This is a genomic window from Devosia sp. FJ2-5-3, from assembly GCF_029201545.1.
Taxonomy (GTDB): Bacteria; Pseudomonadota; Alphaproteobacteria; order Rhizobiales; family Devosiaceae; genus Devosia.
In genome coordinates this window covers 1,063,088-1,082,897 of the sequence record NZ_CP104007.1, presented here as the reverse complement: position 1 = coordinate 1,082,897, position 19,810 = coordinate 1,063,088, and the positions used below count along the sequence as shown (strand labels likewise).

At 63.2% G+C, this 19,810-nt stretch carries 16 protein-coding genes; 1 reads left to right on the top strand and 15 read right to left on the bottom strand.

Features of this window, described 5'->3' with window-relative positions:
• Positions 1-33: 33 nt before the first annotated feature.
• Together N0P34_RS05185 and N0P34_RS05180 are read right to left on the bottom strand one after the other, a co-directional pair.
• Positions 34-255, bottom strand: a complete 222-nt coding sequence (locus tag N0P34_RS05185; RefSeq protein ID WP_275605950.1) for a DUF2934 domain-containing protein — start codon at positions 253-255, stop codon at positions 34-36.
• A gap of 49 nt (positions 256-304) precedes the next feature.
• Positions 305-793, bottom strand: a complete 489-nt coding sequence (locus N0P34_RS05180) for a ferritin-like domain-containing protein (RefSeq protein ID WP_275605949.1) — start codon at positions 791-793, stop codon at positions 305-307.
• 138 nt (positions 794-931) lie between these two features.
• Here N0P34_RS05180 and N0P34_RS05175 point away from each other — a divergent pair, with 138 nt between their 5' ends.
• Positions 932-1,651: a class I SAM-dependent methyltransferase gene (locus N0P34_RS05175; RefSeq protein WP_275605948.1), complete on the top strand. Its 720-nt coding sequence runs from the start codon at positions 932-934 to the stop codon at positions 1,649-1,651.
• Between the two features lie 152 nt (positions 1,652-1,803).
• Here the strand turns inward: N0P34_RS05175 and N0P34_RS05170 are convergent, their stop codons facing one another.
• From N0P34_RS05170 to N0P34_RS05110, 13 genes are all read right to left on the bottom strand, one after another.
• Positions 1,804-2,451, bottom strand: a complete 648-nt coding sequence (locus N0P34_RS05170) for a ThuA domain-containing protein (RefSeq protein WP_275605947.1) — start codon at positions 2,449-2,451, stop codon at positions 1,804-1,806.
• A gap of 15 nt (positions 2,452-2,466) precedes the next feature.
• The gene (locus N0P34_RS05165; protein ID WP_275605946.1) at positions 2,467-4,083 is read right to left on the bottom strand and encodes a DapH/DapD/GlmU-related protein; all 1,617 of its coding nucleotides are present in this window, start codon (positions 4,081-4,083) and stop codon (positions 2,467-2,469) included.
• Between the two features lie 137 nt (positions 4,084-4,220).
• Positions 4,221-5,231 carry a hydroxyacid dehydrogenase gene (locus N0P34_RS05160; protein WP_275606926.1) on the bottom strand — a complete coding sequence of 337 codons (1,011 nt, stop codon included), beginning with the start codon at positions 5,229-5,231 and terminating at the stop codon, positions 4,221-4,223.
• Entirely contained in the window at positions 5,228-7,087 is a 1,860-nt protein-coding gene (locus N0P34_RS05155; protein ID WP_275605945.1) for a DUF2264 domain-containing protein, read from the bottom strand. Before N0P34_RS05155 ends, N0P34_RS05160 begins: the two co-directional genes overlap by 4 nt.
• Before the next feature lie 369 nt (positions 7,088-7,456).
• Complete coding sequence (locus N0P34_RS05150) at positions 7,457-8,530, bottom strand: oligopeptide/dipeptide ABC transporter ATP-binding protein (protein ID WP_275605944.1); 1,074 nt, start codon at positions 8,528-8,530, stop codon at positions 7,457-7,459.
• On the bottom strand, positions 8,527-9,543 hold the full coding sequence (locus N0P34_RS05145) for an ABC transporter ATP-binding protein (protein ID WP_275605943.1): 1,017 nt from the start codon (positions 9,541-9,543) through the stop codon (positions 8,527-8,529). The genes N0P34_RS05150 and N0P34_RS05145 overlap by 4 nt, the downstream gene beginning before the upstream one ends.
• A 213-nt stretch (positions 9,544-9,756) precedes the next feature.
• Positions 9,757-10,893, bottom strand: a complete 1,137-nt coding sequence (locus N0P34_RS05140) for an ABC transporter permease (protein WP_275605942.1) — start codon at positions 10,891-10,893, stop codon at positions 9,757-9,759.
• 1 nt (position 10,894) lies between these two features.
• Complete coding sequence (locus N0P34_RS05135) at positions 10,895-11,887, bottom strand: ABC transporter permease (protein ID WP_275605941.1); 993 nt, start codon at positions 11,885-11,887, stop codon at positions 10,895-10,897.
• 218 nt (positions 11,888-12,105) lie between these two features.
• On the bottom strand, positions 12,106-14,034 hold the full coding sequence (locus N0P34_RS05130; protein WP_275605940.1) for an ABC transporter substrate-binding protein: 1,929 nt from the start codon (positions 14,032-14,034) through the stop codon (positions 12,106-12,108).
• A 221-nt stretch (positions 14,035-14,255) separates the two neighbouring features.
• Positions 14,256-15,257, bottom strand: coding sequence for a LacI family DNA-binding transcriptional regulator (locus N0P34_RS05125; protein WP_275605939.1), 1,002 nt, complete (start codon positions 15,255-15,257; stop codon positions 14,256-14,258).
• 166 nt (positions 15,258-15,423) lie between these two features.
• Positions 15,424-16,395: an acetylxylan esterase gene (locus N0P34_RS05120; protein WP_275605938.1), complete on the bottom strand. Its 972-nt coding sequence runs from the start codon at positions 16,393-16,395 to the stop codon at positions 15,424-15,426.
• A 302-nt stretch (positions 16,396-16,697) separates the two neighbouring features.
• On the bottom strand, positions 16,698-18,614 hold the full coding sequence (locus N0P34_RS05115) for a DUF5054 domain-containing protein (protein ID WP_275605937.1): 1,917 nt from the start codon (positions 18,612-18,614) through the stop codon (positions 16,698-16,700).
• A gap of 11 nt (positions 18,615-18,625) precedes the next feature.
• A complete protein-coding gene (locus tag N0P34_RS05110; RefSeq protein WP_275605936.1) occupies positions 18,626-19,669 on the bottom strand; it encodes a LacI family DNA-binding transcriptional regulator in 1,044 nt (347 codons plus the stop codon).
• Positions 19,670-19,810 lie beyond the last annotated feature (141 nt).

Sequence of the window (19,810 nt, the reverse complement as noted above, 5' to 3'; positions counted from 1 at the left end):
GACCAAAAAAACGGGCCCCATCGGGGCCCGTTCTCATTTGTCGTCGATCTCGGCTTCCGCCTCGTGCCAGTGCAGATCGGATCGGTCCCAAGGCGTGCCATCCGCCAGCCAGCGGTCATAGGCCAGCTGCCGCAGGTGCATGGTCTTGGCGCGAAGCCAATACTCCATGGCGCGACCCTCCGGGCAGCCGTCCTGCTCCCACAAGAAATAGGCCGTGTCGCGAACGCGTTCGGCCAGAGCTGTGTTCTTGCGCATATCCCGCTAGACCCGCGAGGGTGGGCATTTCGCCCACCCGACCTGCCCGTCAGGCAGCTTTCTTGTTGACGACGCTCGTCGCCAGCTGGGAGAGCTTCTTGTCGGTCGCCTCTTCCTCGGCCAGGGTCTGCCCGAAAAGATCGGCTGCTTCCTTGTGACCGAGCTGCATTGCCCAGGCACGCAGCGTGCCATAGCGGGCGATTTCGTAGTGTTCGACAGCCTGCGCAGCAGCGGCCAGACCTGCATCGAGCGCCGGCGAGTCCTTGAATTCTTCCATGATGGACTTGCCTTCATCGAGAATGCCGAGGATGGCATCGCAGGTCTTGCCGCGCGGTGTCTTGCCGAGAATCTCGAAGACGCGCTCCAGCCGTTCCACCTGGCCTTCGGTTTCCGTATGGTGCTGTTCGAAACCGGCACGCAGCTCCGGCGAGGATGCGGCCTTCGCCATTTTCGGCAGCGCCTTCAGGATCTGACGTTCTGCGTAGTAGATGTCCTTGAGCGTATCGAGAAAGAGATCGTCCAGTTGCTTGTCAGCCATGTTGTCGACTCCAGAATTTCGTGGGTAATGACGCTGGTCCTTCAACGAGACACCTCCTCCCATGGTTCCTGTCCGCTAACAATGAACTGGCCCCGGCAGGCGTTTTTGATAGTTTGGCGGCAAGGAGTAACCGCGCCCATGTCCACCAGTCTCTACCCGGCCGATTTTTACGCCGATCGGCGCAGTCACACGGCCCATGCGGCACGCCATGTCCTCGCCGCTCTGCCGTCGGCCCTCAACTGCAATCGCGTGGCCGATATCGGCTGTGGCACGGGCACATTTCTGGTCGCCGCGCTCGAGGCAGGCGCGAGCGCTGTTTTCGGCATGGAAGGGCAATGGGTGAGCCCCGACATGCTGGACGACGCGCGGATCGTCTTCGCCAATCAGGATCTCGAACAGCCGTTTTCCGGCCCTTCGGTCGATCTCGTCATGTCGCTTGAAGTGGCCGAGCATCTCTCCCCGGCCCGCGCGCAATCCTTCGTCGCCGATCTCGTCGCCATGGCGCCGGCGGCCCTGTTCAGCGCCGCCATCCCCGGCCAGGGCGGCGTCGGCCATATCAATGAGCAATGGCCCAGCTTCTGGGCGGCGCTCTTCGCCGCGCACGGCCGCAAGCCCTATGACGTCCTGCGCCCCAAACTCTGGACCGACGAGGCGATCCCCGCCTGGTATCGGCAGAACGCAATTTTGTTCCTCGACGACGGAACGGCGGAGGAACTTGGCCTCACGCCGGACGACCCGGCCCTGCTCGACCGGGTCCACCCCGCCTTCTGGGCCCGCGCCAACCGCGAATTGGCCTATGCCGATGCGCTGCCGGAGTCAGAGGTGCTGCGTCGCCGGGCAGAAGCGGCAGCGGAGTGATTTAAGGAGCCAAACTTCCCCTCACCCCATCCCTCTCCCCAGAGGGGCGAGGGGGCCTGGCCGGTGCTTTACAAAAGATCTCGCCCCACCCCCGATGCAATCCCCTCGCCCCTCCGGGGAGAGGGTTAGGGTGAGGGGCAGCCTCGCCACTATCACCGCGCCGCCCAGAGCAGCCCGCGCTTCAAGATCGTCCGCACCTGGGGAATCTCAAGCTCGTCGGCGGTGTGCCCGAGCGAAGAGTAAAACACCCGGCCCTTGTCGTGGGTCGTGGTGAACACCACCGGCATCACCACATCCTTGCGCCAGGGATGATGCTCACCCGAGAATGTCGTCGTCGCCAGCACTTCAACCGCCGGATCGTAATTGAGATAATACTGCTCGGATGTGTGCGTAAAACTCTCGATCCCGGCCATGATCGGATGATCGGTCCGGGTCACATCGACCGTGTAGGGGATGATATTGCCCGGGTGCTGCACCCAATAGACGCTCGCTGCGTATCGAAACGGCACGCTCGCCCGAAACGTCGTCGCCAATCCCATGTGATAACCGGCAAGCCCGGTGCCCGCACGGATCGCGCCGATCAGGTTCTTCATCTTTTCAGGCTCGAGCGTACCATCGGTGATCACCGGCACGATGAGATCGTTCGCCCCCACATCCTCGGCGCCCAGCGCGTCGTCATCGGGCGTAACGGTAACGGCAAAACCCTCTTCCTCGAGAAGCGCCCGCACCACATGCGCGCCCCGTTCGGGGGTATGCAATTCCATCCCGCCCCAGACGACCAGCGCCTTTTTCCCCGTCATCTCCCGTTCCTTTTTCTATAGACCCAGCCCAACGGCCTTTGTCCGGTGTACGCCCTTGGGCACGAAGGCAAAATCGGCCTCGAGTCCAAGCAGTTTTGCCGCCAGATGCACCACGGACAGCCACATTTCCGTGCCCTGCAGGCCCGGCTCCTGCCCATCGGCAAAGGCGAAGCCCCTGCTCTCCACCCAACGCGGACCGGCCCGCGCAATGATCGAGCGGGCGATCGCCTCCGCTTCGTGGCGGCGGTGATCGGTCTGCCCAAGGCACAGCACCAGCGGATGGATGGTATCGAGCAGATTGCAGGCCGTGTAGGTGGCGCCGGCAAAGCCGCTGTAATGGCGATAATTGAGTAGCACGCTGTCGATCGCCGCTTCCGTCCTCGGCACCGCGACCCCAAACTGCGCATAGGTGCCGCGTGTCAGCCGGTAAAAGCCATTGACCGGCTGCAGCAGACCTTCCCCCGGCGTAGAGCTGCCCCAGAGCCCGGTGCCGCGGTCCTGGTTGAGAGCCAGCCAGCCAAAGAGCGCCTCTCGCGCCCGGCCGGAGGTGAAATAGCGCGCATTGAAATAAAGCGCCGTCCCAATGGCGTCCACCGCGGCTCCTGCCCCCCACGCCCGTTCGCGCCAGGGCAGGCTTTCGAGCCAGTCGCAGAGGTCCGGGCCTTGCAGTTCCACCGCCGCGATCGGGTGCACTGGTCGGCTGCCCAACACCTCCAGCGCATAGCCGGCAGACAACACATTATAGAGCGCGAGGCCGTCGTCGCGCATCGGCCGGTCGGGCCGCGGCGGCTGGTAGGGATCGGGAAACAGCCCCGTGGCCGGGTCCTGCATATCCTGCAGACGCACGATCGCAGCATCGACATCGAGCTCGGGCGGAATTGCGCCAAACCCGGCGGCAATCTCGATAGCGTCGCAGAGATGGCGGCTCGATCTGCGTGCCGTGCCATCATGCTCGCGCGAGACATAGTCCGCGCCCTCGCGATTGGCGGCCAGCACATCCTGCCATTGCGTCGCCGCTCGCGTGCCAAGGCTCTGGAGGTGCGCCCGTGCCTCGTCGCTCCGCCCCTGCCCGCGAAACCGCAGCACTTTTGCCGGCACGCCTCCGACCACCGCCATGGGCGGCACGTCCCTGCTGACCACCGCCCCGGCCGCAATCACCGCGCCGCGGCCGACATTCACCCCGTCCACCACCACCGCATTGGCCCCGATCCACACATCATCCTCGATGATGATCCCCAGGCTCTCATGCTTTTGCTGGTGGATCGGCACATCCGGGTCGTCAAAACCGTGGTTGAAGCCGACAAGCGACACATGGCTGGCGATCCGCACGCCATCGCCGCAGCGCACCCTGCCCGAAATCATCGCATAGGGATTGACCGTGCAATGGCTGCCGAAACTGACATCGCCCCGCACCAGCGCGTGCCCGGCAATCCAGCTCTGCTCGCCCAGTTCCAACCGGGTCGTAAAAATCGCCGCGTCCGCCGCCACATAGGCGCCGGGCGCAAAGCTGGCCCCGGCACGCTCCGCAAGCATGGCCTGTCGGGCCCGGTGTTCTCCGCTTTCGATATCCTCCGGTGTCCGGTCCCAGGTGAGATATTGCAGGCGGGATTGGTGCCAGTCCCCCTCATCCAAACCGCATTCGATGTCGAATTCGGTGCCTCCGCAATCACCCCGTTCCCCCGCTCCCCCTGAGGGAGAGGTTGGATCGCCCGCAGGGCCAGACGGGTGAGGGGTGCCGGAGTTCGCGCCCTGGGAGGAGTTGGACACGGTCATGCCAATCGCTCCAGCAGTTCGGGCATCACCTCGTAGAGAAGCGTCTCGCCACGCACGAACCGTTCCACTTCATCGGCGACCAAAATGCCCAATCGGGAGCGCTCGGTGCCAATCGCCCCGGCAACATGGGGCGTGAGGAAGACATTGGGAAGCCGGAACAAGGGTGAATCGGGCGGCGGAATCTCCGGCTCGGTAACGTCGATCACCCCCTGGATACGACCCGTTTCGAGTTCGGCGACGAGCGCGGCTTCATCCACCAGCCCGCCGCGCGCCGTATTGATGAAGGTGGCGCCGTCGCGCATCAGCCGCAGATGCCGCGCGCCAATCATGCCCCGCGTATCCGGCAGCAGCGGCGCGTGAACCGACACCACATCGGACCGCGCCATGAGGCTATCGAGTGCAACCATCTCGACCCCCGCCAGCTCGGGATCGCCCGCATGCGCGAAGGGATCGTGCAGCAACACCGCGATGTCGAAGGGTTTGAGCAGCTTGATCACGCGCCGCCCGATGCGGGACGCACCGACAATGCCCACCACGCGGCGAAAATTGCCGATGGGCTGATCCATCAAGGCATAGCTGGTCATGCGGCTCGGATCGGCCCGATAGCGATCGCGCAGCGTGAACGCCGCCTTGTTGGCGAAAAGGATCGCCGCCAGCGTATATTCGGCCACCGGTACCGCATTGGCCTCCGCCGCGTGCGTCACCCTGATCCCTGCCTCATAGGCAAGCGGGTCTACGGTAAATTTCACCGTCCCCGCCGCATGGGCGATGAGTTTCAGCCGCGGCATCTGCCGCAACAGCGCCGGGGTGATCATCGGGCAGCCCCAGCCGGTCACCAATATGTCCGCCTCAGCCAGCGCCGCCCTGGCGGCGTCAGTGGTCAGATCCTCAAACGGCTGGCGCGAGAGGATTTCGCAGCTCTCGCCAAGGCGATCGACCGTGGCGGTGTCGAACACGTGCCGCGTCTTGTCCGCTGCCATGGCAAAAGCAAGTTTTGGGCGCATCAGAAATTCTCCGGCACCATTATGGCGCTGACATCAACACCCTCGCGGGCAAAAAGCGCTTCGAGCGCGGCAAGGTCGGGCGCCTCTGGCGGCTGGGCGAGGGCAGTTTCGGCCGCAGCGCCCGCCGGATGCGCCATCGCCGCCGTCACCAAAACAGTGGTCCCGGCCGGGATCTCGCCCCGCAATTGCGGCACGATGGTTTTCGAGACGATGAGATTGGTGTTGGGCAGTGCGCGGAATGCCCGCCCCTCGCGCTGCCCGTCCGGCGACAAGTCCACAATGGCGCTGACATCGGTCACGCTCTTGGCCAAACCGCGACCGGGTTCGTCGATATAAGTGTCGGCGTTCTGGTCGGCACGGCCAATGGCAAAGCCGCCTTCGGTGGCGTGCAGCGCCCGCGGCGAAGTGATCTTGTGCACGCGGATATGCCAGGGATTGGCGGGTATGAGCCAGGTCTCGACCGTCACATCGCTCCATGGCTTCCACACCGCGTGGAGCTTCTTGCCGGCAATCCTGGCGCTCTCATTGGTCTCGCGCACGCGATAATGGCGGCCGTCGTCGGAAAAGGCGAGCGCGCCGTCAAACGCGCCCTGCGGATAGGCGCGTTCATCGGCCTCGACCGAAAAGCCATAGCGCGAGGAATAGACAAATTTGGCGTATTTCTCGGTGCCGTGCCGCATCTGCCAATTCTGCTGGCCGCTCGAAAGCGCCACCACATTGCCCGGCGTATGCATCATCACCATGCCCGGATGCTTTAAGGGCACCGGCACATCGTCGAAATCGGCGTCGACCTCTTCCGCCGTCCAGAAAGGATGGTCGGCCGGCAGCGCCAGCGGCAGGAAGGCTTTGAGCGCCCAATAGGGCGAGCCCGAGGAATTATAGCTCTCGGACATGAAGAGGTTGGGATAGCCATAGCCAACTGAGAGCACGCCATCGCGGGTGGCAATCGGCAGCTTGCTCCACCAGCGCAAATGCCTGAGGAACTGGCCCTTGATGACGCCCCATGGCAGAGCCTCTACATCGGCAAAGGCCAGCGCGCCCCAGAACCCGCCACAGGCAAAGCGATAGGTCAGCGAACGCCCGAAGGCCAGCGTGCCGCCCTCATCGTCAAACCAGTGCTGGATATCCCGCGCAAAGAGCCGCGCGCGCTCCTTGTAGACGGCCACGCGGTCCCCATCGCCCCGGGCCAGCTTGGCGTAGATCAGCCCGTAAAAATGCATGGCGAAGGGGATGTAATGGTCGATCCGGCGGATATTGCCGTCGCGATACCAGCCATCGTCGATATAGAAATCCTCGAGCTCAGCCAGATATCTGTCGGTATAGGAGCGGTCGAATTCGACCCCGCATTCCTCGAGCCCGAGATCAACCAGGATCCGGAAGAACTTCCAGTTATTGGGCGCATAATCGAACTGGCGCGCATGCTTGAGATAGGCGGCCAGATTGTCCTTGGCCTTTTGCGGCAGCGGCTCCCAGACGAGGTGCGGCAGCATCTTCATGGTAAAGCCAATGGCCGCCAGCTCCACCTGCCGCTGGTCAATGCCGTTCACCGTCCCCCAATATTCGGAGTGCTCGGGATCGGTGCCATTGGCGAGGCCCTGCCGGTAGAGCTCCCAATGGTCAAAATCGCCGCCGCCCGCAGCCAGTGGCGTCAGCCCCCAGAGCGGCCGGGCAAAGCCTTCAAGGTCGGCCGCGGCCCGATCAAAATGGGCGCCCACCGCGTCGAGCCGCACGCGCGCCCCACCTTCGGAGAAATAGGGCAGCAGCGGCGCAAACAGGTCGCGCAGCCCCTTCTCGACATCGTCTCGGGTTCTCAGCGGATTACCGGCCAGCGGATTGGCGGAAACGGGATCGTAGGTCATGTCAGCTCGGCATCTCTGTTGTGAACCGGAATGTCAGTCGTCTCCCTCCCCCTCGCGGGGAGGGCACAAAGGTCGGGGGCGCGAGCCGCAATGATCGGGCTCCCATCACCCCCTCCCACCCTCCCCCTTCAAGGGGGAGGTGCAGGCCGGTGGATGTGGCGGCCTTGGCACGCAATCTCGGCTCAAGCTCCGCAGCTTTCGATCCCCAGCCGATCAGTCGACACCCTCCCCCTTGAGGGGAGGGATCAAGGGAGGGGGTAAGAGAGCCCCGAGATCGAGGCATGGGCGCAGGCAGTTGGACCACCCGGACAAGCCGGGTGGTGACGGCGGAAGATTCTCGGATTATCGCACCCATCCTGCCCTCCATCGTCATTGCCCGACATGTCCGGGTAATCCATCGGCGGATTGCAGCGCGCGCGGCGCGATGGGCGCTGGCCCATAGGCCCCCTTCAGCTCAAGACTTTCGGCAAAGTGGCACGCGGCCAGCTGGGCCGAGCCGTTGATCGGGCGCAGCGCCGGCTTTTCGGCCCGGCAGATGTCCTGGGCGTATTTGCAGCGCGTGTGGAAGGGGCACCCCTGCGGGCGATTGCCGAGATAGGGGATTTCGCCCTTGAGCTCGGTGCTCCGCCCCTTGAGCCGGCTCGGGTCGGCAATCGGCAGGGCTTCGAGCAGCATTTCCGAATAGGGGTGACGGGGCCGCTCGAACAGCGCCTCGGTCGGCGCATTTTCAACCACATGGCCTAGATACATCACCACCACCCGGTCAGCGATGTAGTTCACCACGCCCAGATCATGGCTGATGAAGATATAGGTCAGCCCGAAATCGGCCTTGAGGTCTTCAAGCAGGTTTAGCACCTGCGCCTGGATCGAAACGTCGAGCGCCGACACCGCCTCATCGGCGATCACCAGTTTTGGGTCGAGCACCAGCGCGCGGGCAATCCCGATGCGCTGCCGCTGCCCGCCCGAAAAGGCATGGGGATAGCGGCCCACCGCATCAGCCGAAATGCCGACCTTGGCGAGGGTGTCGATGACCTTGTCCTCAAGCTCGCGCCCCTTGGCGATGCGATGCACCCGCAGCGGTTCGGCGACGATATCGAAGACCCGCATGTTGGGATTGAGCGAGCTCATCGGGTCCTGGAAGATCATGCGGATATCGCGCCGCCAGGGTTTTATGGCGTGCTTGTCGAGCGCGCTGAGTTCAACACGCTGCCCATCCTTGGGGTGATAAAACACCTTCCCCGAGGTGACCGGCTGCGCCTTGATGATGCAGCGCCCCAGCGTGGTCTTGCCACAGCCGCTCTCGCCGACAATGGCGAGGGTTTCCCCCGCCTCGACCGTGAGATTGATGTCGTTGAGCGCCACCAGCTCCCGGCCCGGACCGAAGAGCCCGCCGCCCAGCGTATAAATCTTGGAGAGGTTTTCGACGGTAAGAAGCGTGCTCATGCCAGCGCCTCCGCCTTGTGATGGGTGAGAAGATGGCAGCGCGCCACATGGCCTTCAGAGACCTGGGTCCGCTCCGGCCGCTCCCCCGCGCAGGGCGCAAAGGCATGCGGGCACCGGCTGGTAAAGGCGCAGCCCACCGGCCGGTCCTTGGGCGAGGGCACAGTGCCCTTGATCGGCGACAGGCGCTGCCGCTCGGCTTTTCGCGTCAGCCGCGGCACCGACGCCATCAGCGCCTGCGTATAGGGGTGCTGGGGCGCGCGGAACACCTCATAGACGTCCCCCTGCTCCACCACATCGCCCAGATACATCACCGCCACCTCGTCGGCGATTTCGGCGACAACGCCGAGGTCATGGGTGATGAACAGCATGGCCATGCCGTAATCGGCCTGCAGCTGGCGCAGGAGATCGAGGATCTGCGCCTGCGTCGTCACATCGAGCGCCGTGGTCGGCTCGTCGGCGATCAGCAGTTTGGGGGTACAGGCCAGCGCCATGGCGATCATGGCGCGCTGGCGCAGCCCGCCCGAGAGTTCGAACGGATAGGCATTGGCCCGCTCGCGCGCGCCGGGCACGCCCACCTGATCGAGCAGCGCCACCGTCCGCTCCCGCGCCGTCTTGGGTTTTAATCCCTCATGCAGCACGATGATCTCGTCAATCTGGTCGCCGATCGTATGGACGGGCGACAGCGAGCTCATCGGCTCCTGAAAGATCATCGAAATCTGCGCGCCGCGAATGGCGCGCATGGCCTGGCTGTCGGGCTTGAGCCGGGCAATATCGACTGGCCCAGCCTCGCCCTCAAAGAAGATTTCCCCGGTGCGGATATCGGCGTTCTTTTCCAGAAGCCGCAAAATCGCCCGCGCCGTCACCGATTTCCCGCAGCCGCTTTCCCCCACCAGCGCCAGCGTCTTGCCCGGCGTCAGCGTCAGATCCATCTGCCGCACCGCCTCGATGTCGGGCTCGTCGGGCGAGGTGAAAATGAGGGAGACATTGTTGATGGTCAGGAGGGGTTTGGTCATGCCGGACACTCGTTACTTGCCGTCGAAAGCCCCCTCACCCGTCTCGCGCTGCGCGCGATCCACCCTCTCCCACAAGGGGCGAGGGGGAGGCTGGTGTTGGGGGAGGCACCCTGCCTTCCTTCTCCCCTTGAGGGAGAAGGTGCCCGAAGGTACACCGAATTCGACGTCGAATTCGGTTGGGATGAGGGGTCTGACATCCACAAAACCATCATCTCACCGCCCATGAGGATCAGCCGCGTCGCGCAGGCCGTCGCCGAAGAAATTGAGCGCCAGGATCACCACCACCACGCAGAGGCCCGGGGTCAGCAGCCAGGGCGCCGTCGCCAGGGTGCGGATGTTCTGGGCTTCCTGGAGCAGTGTGCCCCAGCTCACAATTGGCGGCTGCAGGCCCAGCCCAAGGAAACTCAGCGCCGTTTCGGCAAGGATCATGCCGGGAATGGCCAGGGTCGCCGCCGCAATGATGTGGCTGGTGAAACTGGGCACCATGTGCCGCATGATGATGCGCCAGTCGCTGGCGCCGTCGAGCTGCGCCGCCGTCACGAAATCCTCGGTGCGCAGGCTCAAGAACCGTCCGCGCACCACCCGCGCCAGCTCGGTCCAGCCGATCAGCGAGAGAATGATGGTGATAGCGAAATAGGTCTGGAGCGCATTCCAGTCCTTGGGCAGCGCTGCCGCCAGCCCCAGCCAGAGCGGAATGGTGGGCATGGAGCGGATGAATTCGATCACCCTCATCACCGCGCCGTCGAACCAGCCGCCGTAATAGCCGGCAAAGCCGCCGATAATGATGCCGAAAAAGAGGCTGAGCGTCACACCGGCCAGCCCGATGGAGAGCGAAATGCGCGTACCGTGGATCAGCCGGCTGAGGAGATCGCGGCCAAGCCGGTCCGCGCCCAGCACATAGAACGGGTCCCTGCTGTTCTCGACGCCCATCAGCTTGACCGACATGGGGATGAACCCGGCCAGCTTGTAGGGCTCGGACGGCGCAAAGAACCTCACCGGAATGATCACTTCCGGGTCGACCACGAACGTGCGCCGCATCGCCTTGGGGTCGATTTCGGATTTGTAGCCATTGACGTGCGGTTGGAACGACCAGCCGCCGTTCTCGTCGCGCAGGATGAAGTGCATCCCCTGCGGCGGCGCATAGGTGTAGCGGGCGCTATAGCTCGCCGGGTCGGTTGGCGCGAGAAACTCCGCCAGCGCCGCGACGAGATAGAAGGCCACCACGATCCAGAGGCTGACCACGGCCAGTTGGTGCCGCTTGAACCGGCGCCACATCAGGCCTAATTGGGACTCGCGGGCGCGGCGCGGCGGCACCACTTCTGCGACGGGCGAGAGCGTTTCCACCGCCATTTTATTTCCCTCCGAAACGGATGCGCGGATCGATCCAGGCGAGCAAGAGATCCGAGATCAGCGTGCCGATGACGGTGAGCACGCCCAGGAGCATGATGATGGCGCCGGCCAGATACATGTCCTGGCTGGTCAGCGAGCGCAGCAGAAGCGGCCCGGCCGTGGGCAGATTGAGCACCACCGAGACAATCACCGAGCTCGACACCAGCGCCGGCAGCAGCCAGCCAATGGTCGAGACCAGCGGGTTGAGCGCCACGCGCACGGGATATTTGAGGATCACCTTCCATTCCGGCAGGCCCTTGGCGCGCGCAGTGGTGACATAGGGTTTTTTGAGCTCATCGAGCAGATTGGCGCGCAGGATCCGGATCAGTTCCGCCGTCCCCGCCGTGGCCAGCACCAGGATCGGCGCCCAGGCCCGGGACAGGAAGTCCATGACCTTGGGGATCGACCAATGCGCATTCTCAAATTCGGGCGAGAACAGCCCGCCAATGGTGGTGCCGAAATAGACGAAGCTGAGATACATCAGCAGCAGCGCAAGAAGGAAATTCGGGATGGCGAGGCCGATGAACCCGGCCACGGTGGCGAGGTAATCGCCCAGCGAATATTTTCTTACAGCCACATAGATGCCGATGGGCAGGGCGATGAACCACATCACCAGCACGGCCAGCCCCTCGACGAGGATGGAATTGCCCAGCCGGCCCCAGATCAGCGTCGTCACCGGCGCTTTCCACTCAAAGCTCTGGCCGAAATCACCGCGCAACAGGATGCCGGAAATCCACTTCCAGTACTGCACCAGATAGGGCTCGCCAAAACCATATTGCCGACGCAGCGCCTCGATCGTGGCCGGATCGACCCGATCGCCATTGGCCGACAGCGTCGCCAGATAGGTGGTGAGATAATCGCCCGGCGGCAGCTGGATGATGGCGAAGGCCACGAAGCTGACCGCCCACAAGGTGAGCACCATGGCAATGAGCCGATTGGCAATGAAGCGGAGCATGGGGCTCTCCTGGTGATACGCGGATAGTTGGGGACACCCCACCCAGCCTCCCCCTAAGAGGGGGAGGAGCAGCTCGGTGTTCCGGGCAGGTTCTGTGGCCACCCACCGGCCCGTCCCTCCCCTTTTCAGGGGGAGGCTAGGAGGGGGTATTGGCCGCCCGGCATTTGTCTCCAGCATCCCGCGGCCCGTTGGGAGGGGCCGCGGGAGCCGGGGAGGACCTATTCCTGGGCGAAATACCACTGGAACGGGTCATAGGGGCCCGGGGTCGGGTAGAGATAGGCATGCAGCATCGGCTCGGCGATGTTCCGCATGTTGTTCTTGGCGATGTAGTAGCCCTCGCCCGGCAGGCTGACGCCGATGACCGGGAAGTTCTCCTTGGCGATGGCCAGGATCTGCTTCATCAAATCCGAGCGCTTGGCGGGATCGCCTTCGGCGCGGATCTGGTTGTAAAGATCCATCTGCGCCTTGGCCCAATCGACCGGCTCTTCGGCGATTTCGGGACGAGAGCCGTTGAACCATTGCGCCCAGCGATAGCCCCAGACGGATTCGTCACCCGAGGCCATGTAGTAGCGCGGCTCCTGCACCACATCGAGGCCGCCATCGCCCTGCCAGATCTGGGCATCGAAATCCCCTGTCGGGCGCTTGTCGTAATAGAGCGTGCGATCGATATTGTTGAGCTCGATATCCAGCCCGCCGGCCTCGAGCTGGAGCTGCATCAGCTCCATCATGTCCACCCATTCCGAGCGGAACGACGAGATCATGTCGATGGTGATCTTGAGCGGGGAGCCGTCGGCAAAGGCATAGACCCCGTCGCCACCCTTTTTGAGGCCCGCCGCCGTAAACGCGGCTTCGGCCGCATCCGGATCGAACTCGGTATATTGCTTGGCCATTTCCTCGTCATAGAACGGGCTTTCCGGGCGCGGTGCGGCCTGGAAGGGCTCGCCCTGTCCGGTAAAGACCACGTCGATGATTTCCTGGCGGTCGAGCAGATGGCTCACCCCGATGCGGAAATCCTTGTTGGCGAAGAGTTCGCGGCGCTTTTCATCGACATGGTTGAGGTTGAACTGCAGCATCAGTGTGTTCATCGACGAGGGCACATTGGCGCCCAGCCGGTAATCCCCGCCCTCCTGTCCATCGAAGAACAGCGGCTGGTTGGCCACCGTGGCGATATGGCGATCCTGGAAGTCGATCTCGCCATTGAGCGCCATCAGCGTGATTTCTTCGAGCGAGTCCGACACGCGCATATCGAGCCGGTCGATATAGGGCAGCTGGTTGCCCTCGGTGTCGACCTTCCAATAATAGGGATTGCGCTTGAAGCTGGCCCGGGTCGCGTCACCAGTCAGCGGCTCGTCGATCATCCAGGCATTCATCATCGGCAAATCGGGATTGGCCCAGCGGATCGTTTCCGTCGCCCACGAGCAACGGTCGGTCATGTGCAGCTCCCAGGTCTCGAAGCCGGCCGCCTTGGCATTGGCCGCCGCATCCGGATTGTATTTCGGATAGAACTGGCTGCAATATTCCTTGTTCAGCGACACCACGGTGAAGCCGTTGACGCTGGCCAGATCGTCCATGATCAGGCCATTGGGATGCTCGAACACGAAGCGGAAACTGGTGTCGTCGATGACCTCGACACTCACCGGATTGTTCGGGTTCTTCATGAAGGTGCCGGCGCCATAGCTGGGCTCGGAAAAGAGCTCGGCCGCAAAGGCGATGTCGGCACTGGTGAAGGGGGTGCCGTTATTCCACTTGAGCCCCTCACGCAGCTTGAAAGTATAGGTGCGGGAATCCGGGCTGACCTCCCAGCTTTCGGCCAGATTGGGGATGATTTCCTTCCATTCGCGGTCATAACGAACGAGGCCGTCATAGGCGACGGTGCGGGCGATCCAGGCATTGTCGAGCCCGCCGCGCAGCGCGCTGCGCCAGGTGCCGCCATAGGTGCCGACGCTGTCGACCGGCTCGACGACGAGCGGATTGGCGGGCAGGCGTTCTTCAACCGGCGGCAATGCGCCGCTCTCGACCTGCGCATCCAGTTCGGGCGCTTGTTGATATTGGGCAAGAGCGGCGGTGGTAAGCATAAGCGCAGTGGCCATCGCACCGAATGCGACGCGGACCGAATACTTCCCCCTTGGGGGACGGGTCTTGATCATGTCTTCCTCCCATTGCGGCCGTCCTTCGGCCTGGCGTTCTTTGCACGCTACAGCAAGCTAGGAGGAGTTTTGCGCAAACTCAAGCAATTTGCGCAATTCATGCAATTTACGCAAGTTTGCGTAATTTGCAGTTGTTTATCAAATTCATGCGCCGTGAAAATCAGCCTTCCGCGACAGAAAACCGGGCGTTACAGGGAAAAATTACTCGGAAAATTTTTGCGTCAGATCGAGACAACAGTCTCGCCCGCCACCAGCGACAGGCCGATCTGCAAATGCTGCACTGCCATCTCGCCATCCATGCGCTGGCTCAGCAGACGAATGGCGCCCCGCCCGATAGCCTCGCGATCGACCCGCACCGTGCTCAGGCGCGGATTGGCCATGCCGGCGATCGGCAGATCGTCAAACCCCATGATCGAAAAATTCGGCGGCAATGATGTGTCGGGCCCGAGCAATGTCTCGACCATCGACACCGCCACTCCGTCATTCCAGCAGAACATCGCGGTCACATCATAGGCCCCGGCGAGGAAATTCTCGAGCAGCGCCTTGGTGCCGACCTCATTGGAAAACACCACGACGCCTTCGGTTTCCGGGTGGTCGGCGATCGCTGCTTCGAACCCGCGCTGGCGCTGGCGAATGGTCGGGCGGTGCCGGAATGTGTAGTGCAGGATTTTCCGATGCCCGGCATCGATGAGGTGCTGGGTCGCCATATAGGCGCCGTGAAAATTGGCGGGAGACACCGAACTCAGCCGCATCAGCGGGTCGATGCCATTGGCCAGGACCACGGCAATGTCCTCCTCGGCGGCCCAGTCGACCAATTCGGCGCCGGGGTCGATCCCCGCCAGAATAACCCCCGACGCATCCGACTTCGTCACCTGCTTATGGACGAAATCGAGCGTCACCATTTCTTCGTTGATGAGGCGCACATCGAGCGCGATCCCGGCTTCGGCGGCCTGCGTCCGCATGCCTTCGACAATGCCGTGATAGAAGCTGGCGAGACTCCCCATGGCCCCGCTCAGCGGCACCAGCGCCACGGCCCGCTTGTCGAGACTGCCCGTGGCCGGAATGTGCTTGCTCTTGTAGCCCAGCATTCGCGCCACGCGCTGCACATCGCGCCGCACCGCGTCGCTGATGCCAATTTCATTGGCCAGCGCCCGGGAGACGGTGGAAACCGACACCCCCAGCTTTTCGGCGATATCGGCCTGATTTGCGCGCTTAGCGGCCATTCCTGCGATCTCCTGCCCTACCTACGCAATATTTGCGTTTTTTGAGCAGATCAAGAGGCAGCGGCGGGAATTATGGAATGCGGCGCACAGAAGCAGCCTTTCACCGTGTCATTCCCGCGTTCGCGGAGATGACATTGTGTATCGGTGTCGCTGTCGCAGAAGGACGTCAGACCCCAAAGCGCTCCGACAACCACTTCATCTGCTCGCGATCCTGGAACGGCCCTCCGCCTTCGTGGTTGTTGAATTCATATTCCACGATCGATTTGTCCGACCCGGCAAAGGCCTTGTAGGCCGCATAGACCGTCGAGGGCGGGCAGATATCGTCCATCATCGCCACCGAAAACAGTGCCGCCGCCTTGCTCTGCCGCGCAAAATTGACGCCGTCGAAATAGCGCAGCGTGTCGAAGACGGTTTCGCGCTTGTCCCGATGCTGGGCCAGGAAGCGGACGATCTCGAGATAGGGATCGCGCCCCGCTACCCGCACCGCCCGCGGAAAATCGCAGAGGAAGGCAACGTCCGGCATCACCGCCTTGACCCGACTATCGATCCCCGCCACCGCCAGCGAAATGCCGCCGCCCTGGCTGCCGCCGCAGACCGCGATCCGGGTCTCATCGACAAAGCCCTGGTCGATCAGCATATCGATGGCGCGCACGCCATCGGTGAACACGCGGCGATAATAATAGTCGTTCTTGTCGAGGATGCCCTTGGTCATCACGCCGGGAATGGACGGCTGGGTGCCGACAGGGTCAGGCGTGCCGCCCATGCTCCAGCTCGACCCCTGCCCGCGCGTATCCATGCGGAAATAGGCAAAGCCCGATGCCGCCCAGTGCAGCAGCTCATGCGGAAAACTCCGCCCGCCGCCATAGCCGATATATTGCACCACCAGCGGCAGTTTTTCCGCCCGCGCCTTCGGCAGCACCAGCCAGCCTTTTACAGGATGTCCGCCAAATCCGGGGAAGGTCACATCGAACACTTCGACCAGTTTCAGCGTCGTATCCGCCGGCACCATGCTGACCTCGCCCCCGGCTGCCCGCGCCTCGGCAATGGTTTGCGCCCAGAACTCGGAAAAGTCAGCAGGCACTGTCACCGCGCTTTCATAGGCGTCGATGGCGGGGTGGGTCATATCGGGAAAGGGCACGGCGCGGATCCAATCTGGAGCTGGCAAACTTGAGAGCAAATCTGCACCCCCCAGCGCCACATATCCAGCGCAGCCGGAACTTTGCCACAGCAATCGGTGCAAGGGGTTTGCGCCGCAGAGCCTCCATGATCATCGGGAGCGCGCCACACCCACAATGTCATTCCCGCGAAAGCGGGAACCTCTGATTCGCCGGCCTTCTGAATGTCGCAAGCCCCCTCCCCACCCCTCCCCTCAAGGGGGAGGGGTGGGGAGGGGGTTCTTAAAGGGCTGCCAGCATGACCGACTATCTTAGCGTGCCGCCGCTACCCCAACGTCACCCGCACGCGGCTGACAAGATCCCCCTCCCACCACATGGGAAAATTCGTCCCCCATTTGTTATTGTAGAGATTGATCCGCACCCCTTCCGAATAATCCGGCACTTCGGGTTGGAACGGAATGAACGGCGCCCCGGCCGGCCCCACCAATGCGCTGTCGAGCAGGGCAAACTCTGTCGCCCCACAGCGCAGCGCCGAGACCGCCTGCAATTGCCCGCCCCCGCGCCGCACAATGTCCTGCGTCCTGTGCCAAAGCCCCATCTTCTCTTGTCGCCAGTCGCTTCCCTCCGGCGTCACGAGGAAAAACCCTGCCTCCGGCATTCGATTTGCCGGTTTTCCGCGCAAGACCAGCGTGATTTCCGCCTCATCCGCGCTGACGCCACGCAGGATGATCTCGTGCCGATCCGGCGCGCCCAGCGCTACGCGAGCCTCCTCAGGCATGCGCCCGAGTACGCGCGCGCCATCCTCCGAAACACCCAGCCCTTCAGGCACAAACCTGGCATTCCGCGCAGTCTTCGCGGCGCCCAGCCCGGGCTTGTCATGGTCCATTATGGCCCAGACCTCCCGGTGCATCAGGTAGCTGTCGAGATGTCTCTGCAATTCGGCCCAGTCATAGCTTTCATGCCGATAGCCGAAGAGGCAGCCGTTCTGCCCCGCAAGCCGCCGCCCATCCGGCGCCATGAGCACCGAAATATCGCCCGTGGCCGGATCAATCCCGGCCACCCAGCCATTGCTCTCCAGCCTATCGCCAGCTCCGGCCTCTGCCTCAGCCGGCACCAAAACCTCGTTGCGTGCCGCGTCGGCCCGGGCTCGGTCCGCATCAGACAATTGAGCAATTGCCGCATCGAGATAGGCCCGCTGCTCGGCCCAGCTCGCCTCGGTATAGTGGAAGCGATAATCGTTTCTCCGCGCCGCCTCGAAATCCTCCCGGTCCCAGGCCGTTTCGTCCCGAAGATAGGTTTTTATATCGACGCCCCAGGTGTGCTCGGCTACTTGCGTCAGCCCGCGCCCGAAGGCCAACCGCTCCGGCGTCAGCGCCTCGGCCGAAAATTCGTCATAGAGCCGCCCCAGCGCCCTGAAATGCCGCAGCTTTTCCGGGTCCGTGCCGACGCCGTGGATCCAGCTGTCGCCGATCTCCTCTGTCACCACCGGAAAATTCTCGCGCCGCGCCCACATCTCGGCCCCGAAGGCATCGAGCGTCGAGGCTATCACCCGCGCGTCCGGATGCTCGGACCGCAGATGCCGCAGCGCTTCCACCGTCTGCCCCACGCTCTGGGGGCCGATATTGTCATTGGTGTGCGCGAAGCTGAGGCCAATGTCCGGCCCGGCCGGAAAATCCGTCGCCCCATAGGAGGCCTGGTACATGACCACGATCTCCTCTCCGCCCGGCGCCTGCCAGCGGAAGATCGGCGGCACATCAGGCACAGGACTGGCCGTATTCACCCCCAGATGCAGGAATTTCAGCCCCGCCTCGGCCATCAATGGCACCATGCCCAGCGTATGCCCCGGCACGTCGGTCATTTTTGCCGCGATGGTTGCCCGCCCGAACCGCCGATCCAGCTCCTGCGCATAGGATAGCCCCGCCCGAAACAGGGCCGGCGTCATCAGCTCGGTATGGGTGGTGAACGGCAGCCCATGCCAGGCGATCAGCCCGCGCTCGATGGCCCGCTCCAGCCGCTTGACCTTGTTTCCATCCTGCGAATTGAGATGATCCCAGATCAGCCAGGCGCCCGTCGTCCAGATAAATTCCGGCGCCTCGGGGTTCTCGGCATAAAAATGCTCTCCCGTGGCAATCGCCTGCGGGATGAACTGCTCATGATATTGCCGCCGCACCTTTGCCGCGTGGTCGGTAAAGCCGATATCGAGATGGGTCTTGAAAACCAGATGGATGAGCGTGTCGGTCATGAAAATCGCCGTCAGCCGACCGTGCCGCGCACGACGAGCCTTGTGTTGAGAGTTTCCTGAAGGCCCGGAGCATCGGGACTGTTGAGACGCCGCAGGATCAGCCGCACCAGCGCCCGCACCCGCTCGTCGAGGTCGAATTTCACCGTGGTGAGATTGTAGCTTTTCCAGTGCGACTGGGCGATGTCGTCAAAGCCCACCACCTTTACGTCTTCCGGTACCCGTAGTTTCAGCTCGTGCCGCAAGGCATCCATGGCCCCGAACGCCCCCACGTCATTGGCCGCAAAAATGGCGTCCGCCCCCTCCCCGATCCGAAACAAGTCGATGGTCGACTGATAGGCCGCCTCATAGGAAAAATCCCCGCGCACCACGATGGGCGGCTCCATGCCGCGCTCTTCCATCACCTCGCGCAGCGTCTGTTCGCGCGCGCCATTGGCCTGGGATTTGTCGACGCCTGACACATAGGCAATCCGCCTTGCGCCAAAGCCCTGCAAAAGCGCCACGGCCTGCTCGATCCCGTCCCGCTGCAGCACGTTGAGCCGGTCATGCAGTGGCCCGCCTTTCGGCTCCTCCTCCCCTTCCATCGGGTAATGCACATAGATCGGCACCGCCCGATCGAGAAACCGAGCCAGCGTTTTCGGCTTCACGTTCTCGACGAATGCAATCACCGAATCCGGATTGAACCCGCGCATATAGGCGAGCAATTGCTCGTCCATGGAATAGTCGGTGCGCGTCTTGAACAGCAGCGTGGCGAAGCCCTCGGCCTGCAGCGCCGTGGTCAGCGCATCGATTTCCTGGCTTTCCCAATAGCTGCACACATCGGGCACAATTACCCCCACAAGGTGCGACCGCCCGCTGACCAGCGCCCGCGCCGCGCGGTCCGGCGTATAGTTCAGCTCCTGCGCTATTCTGAGGATCAGCGCGCGCTTGTCGGCCTTGAGCGAAGCATGGGGATTGAAGGCGCGCGATACGGCAACGCGGGACACATTGGCCCGCTCGGCGACCATTTCCGCCGTCGCCCGCCCCCGCGGCGCCTCCTCCATATCGCCTGCTGCCACTTGCCGCCAGCCTTCTCAAAAATGAAAACGTGTTCAATCCTCTGGCGATCACAGCACCGCCTGTCAAGCGGCGCCACATTTTGCGACAGCCCCAAATAGCGCCGGAATGTCACCACCACGTCGCAAAACCCTGCCATTCAA

Excerpts from the sequence above, each read along its gene's own strand:
- N0P34_RS05145 (WP_275605943.1), bottom strand. The coding sequence starts at position 9,543 with ATGACCAAACCCCTCCTGACCATCAACAATGTCTCCCTCATTTTCACC.
- N0P34_RS05130 (WP_275605940.1), bottom strand. The coding sequence starts at position 14,034 with ATGATCAAGACCCGTCCCCCAAGGGGGAAGTATTCGGTCCGCGTCGCA.
- N0P34_RS05175 (WP_275605948.1), top strand. The coding sequence starts at position 932 with ATGTCCACCAGTCTCTACCCGGCCGATTTTTACGCCGATCGGCGCAGT.
- N0P34_RS05150 (WP_275605944.1), bottom strand. The coding sequence starts at position 8,530 with ATGAGCACGCTTCTTACCGTCGAAAACCTCTCCAAGATTTATACGCTG.
- N0P34_RS05155 (WP_275605945.1), bottom strand. The coding sequence starts at position 7,087 with ATGACCTACGATCCCGTTTCCGCCAATCCGCTGGCCGGTAATCCGCTG.
- N0P34_RS05180 (WP_275605949.1), bottom strand. The coding sequence starts at position 793 with ATGGCTGACAAGCAACTGGACGATCTCTTTCTCGATACGCTCAAGGAC.
- N0P34_RS05140 (WP_275605942.1), bottom strand. The coding sequence starts at position 10,893 with ATGGCGGTGGAAACGCTCTCGCCCGTCGCAGAAGTGGTGCCGCCGCGC.
- N0P34_RS05115 (WP_275605937.1), bottom strand. The coding sequence starts at position 18,614 with ATGACCGACACGCTCATCCATCTGGTTTTCAAGACCCATCTCGATATC.
- N0P34_RS05185 (WP_275605950.1), bottom strand. The coding sequence starts at position 255 with ATGCGCAAGAACACAGCTCTGGCCGAACGCGTTCGCGACACGGCCTAT.
- N0P34_RS05135 (WP_275605941.1), bottom strand. The coding sequence starts at position 11,887 with ATGCTCCGCTTCATTGCCAATCGGCTCATTGCCATGGTGCTCACCTTG.
- N0P34_RS05170 (WP_275605947.1), bottom strand. The coding sequence starts at position 2,451 with ATGACGGGGAAAAAGGCGCTGGTCGTCTGGGGCGGGATGGAATTGCAT.
- N0P34_RS05125 (WP_275605939.1), bottom strand. The coding sequence starts at position 15,257 with ATGGCCGCTAAGCGCGCAAATCAGGCCGATATCGCCGAAAAGCTGGGG.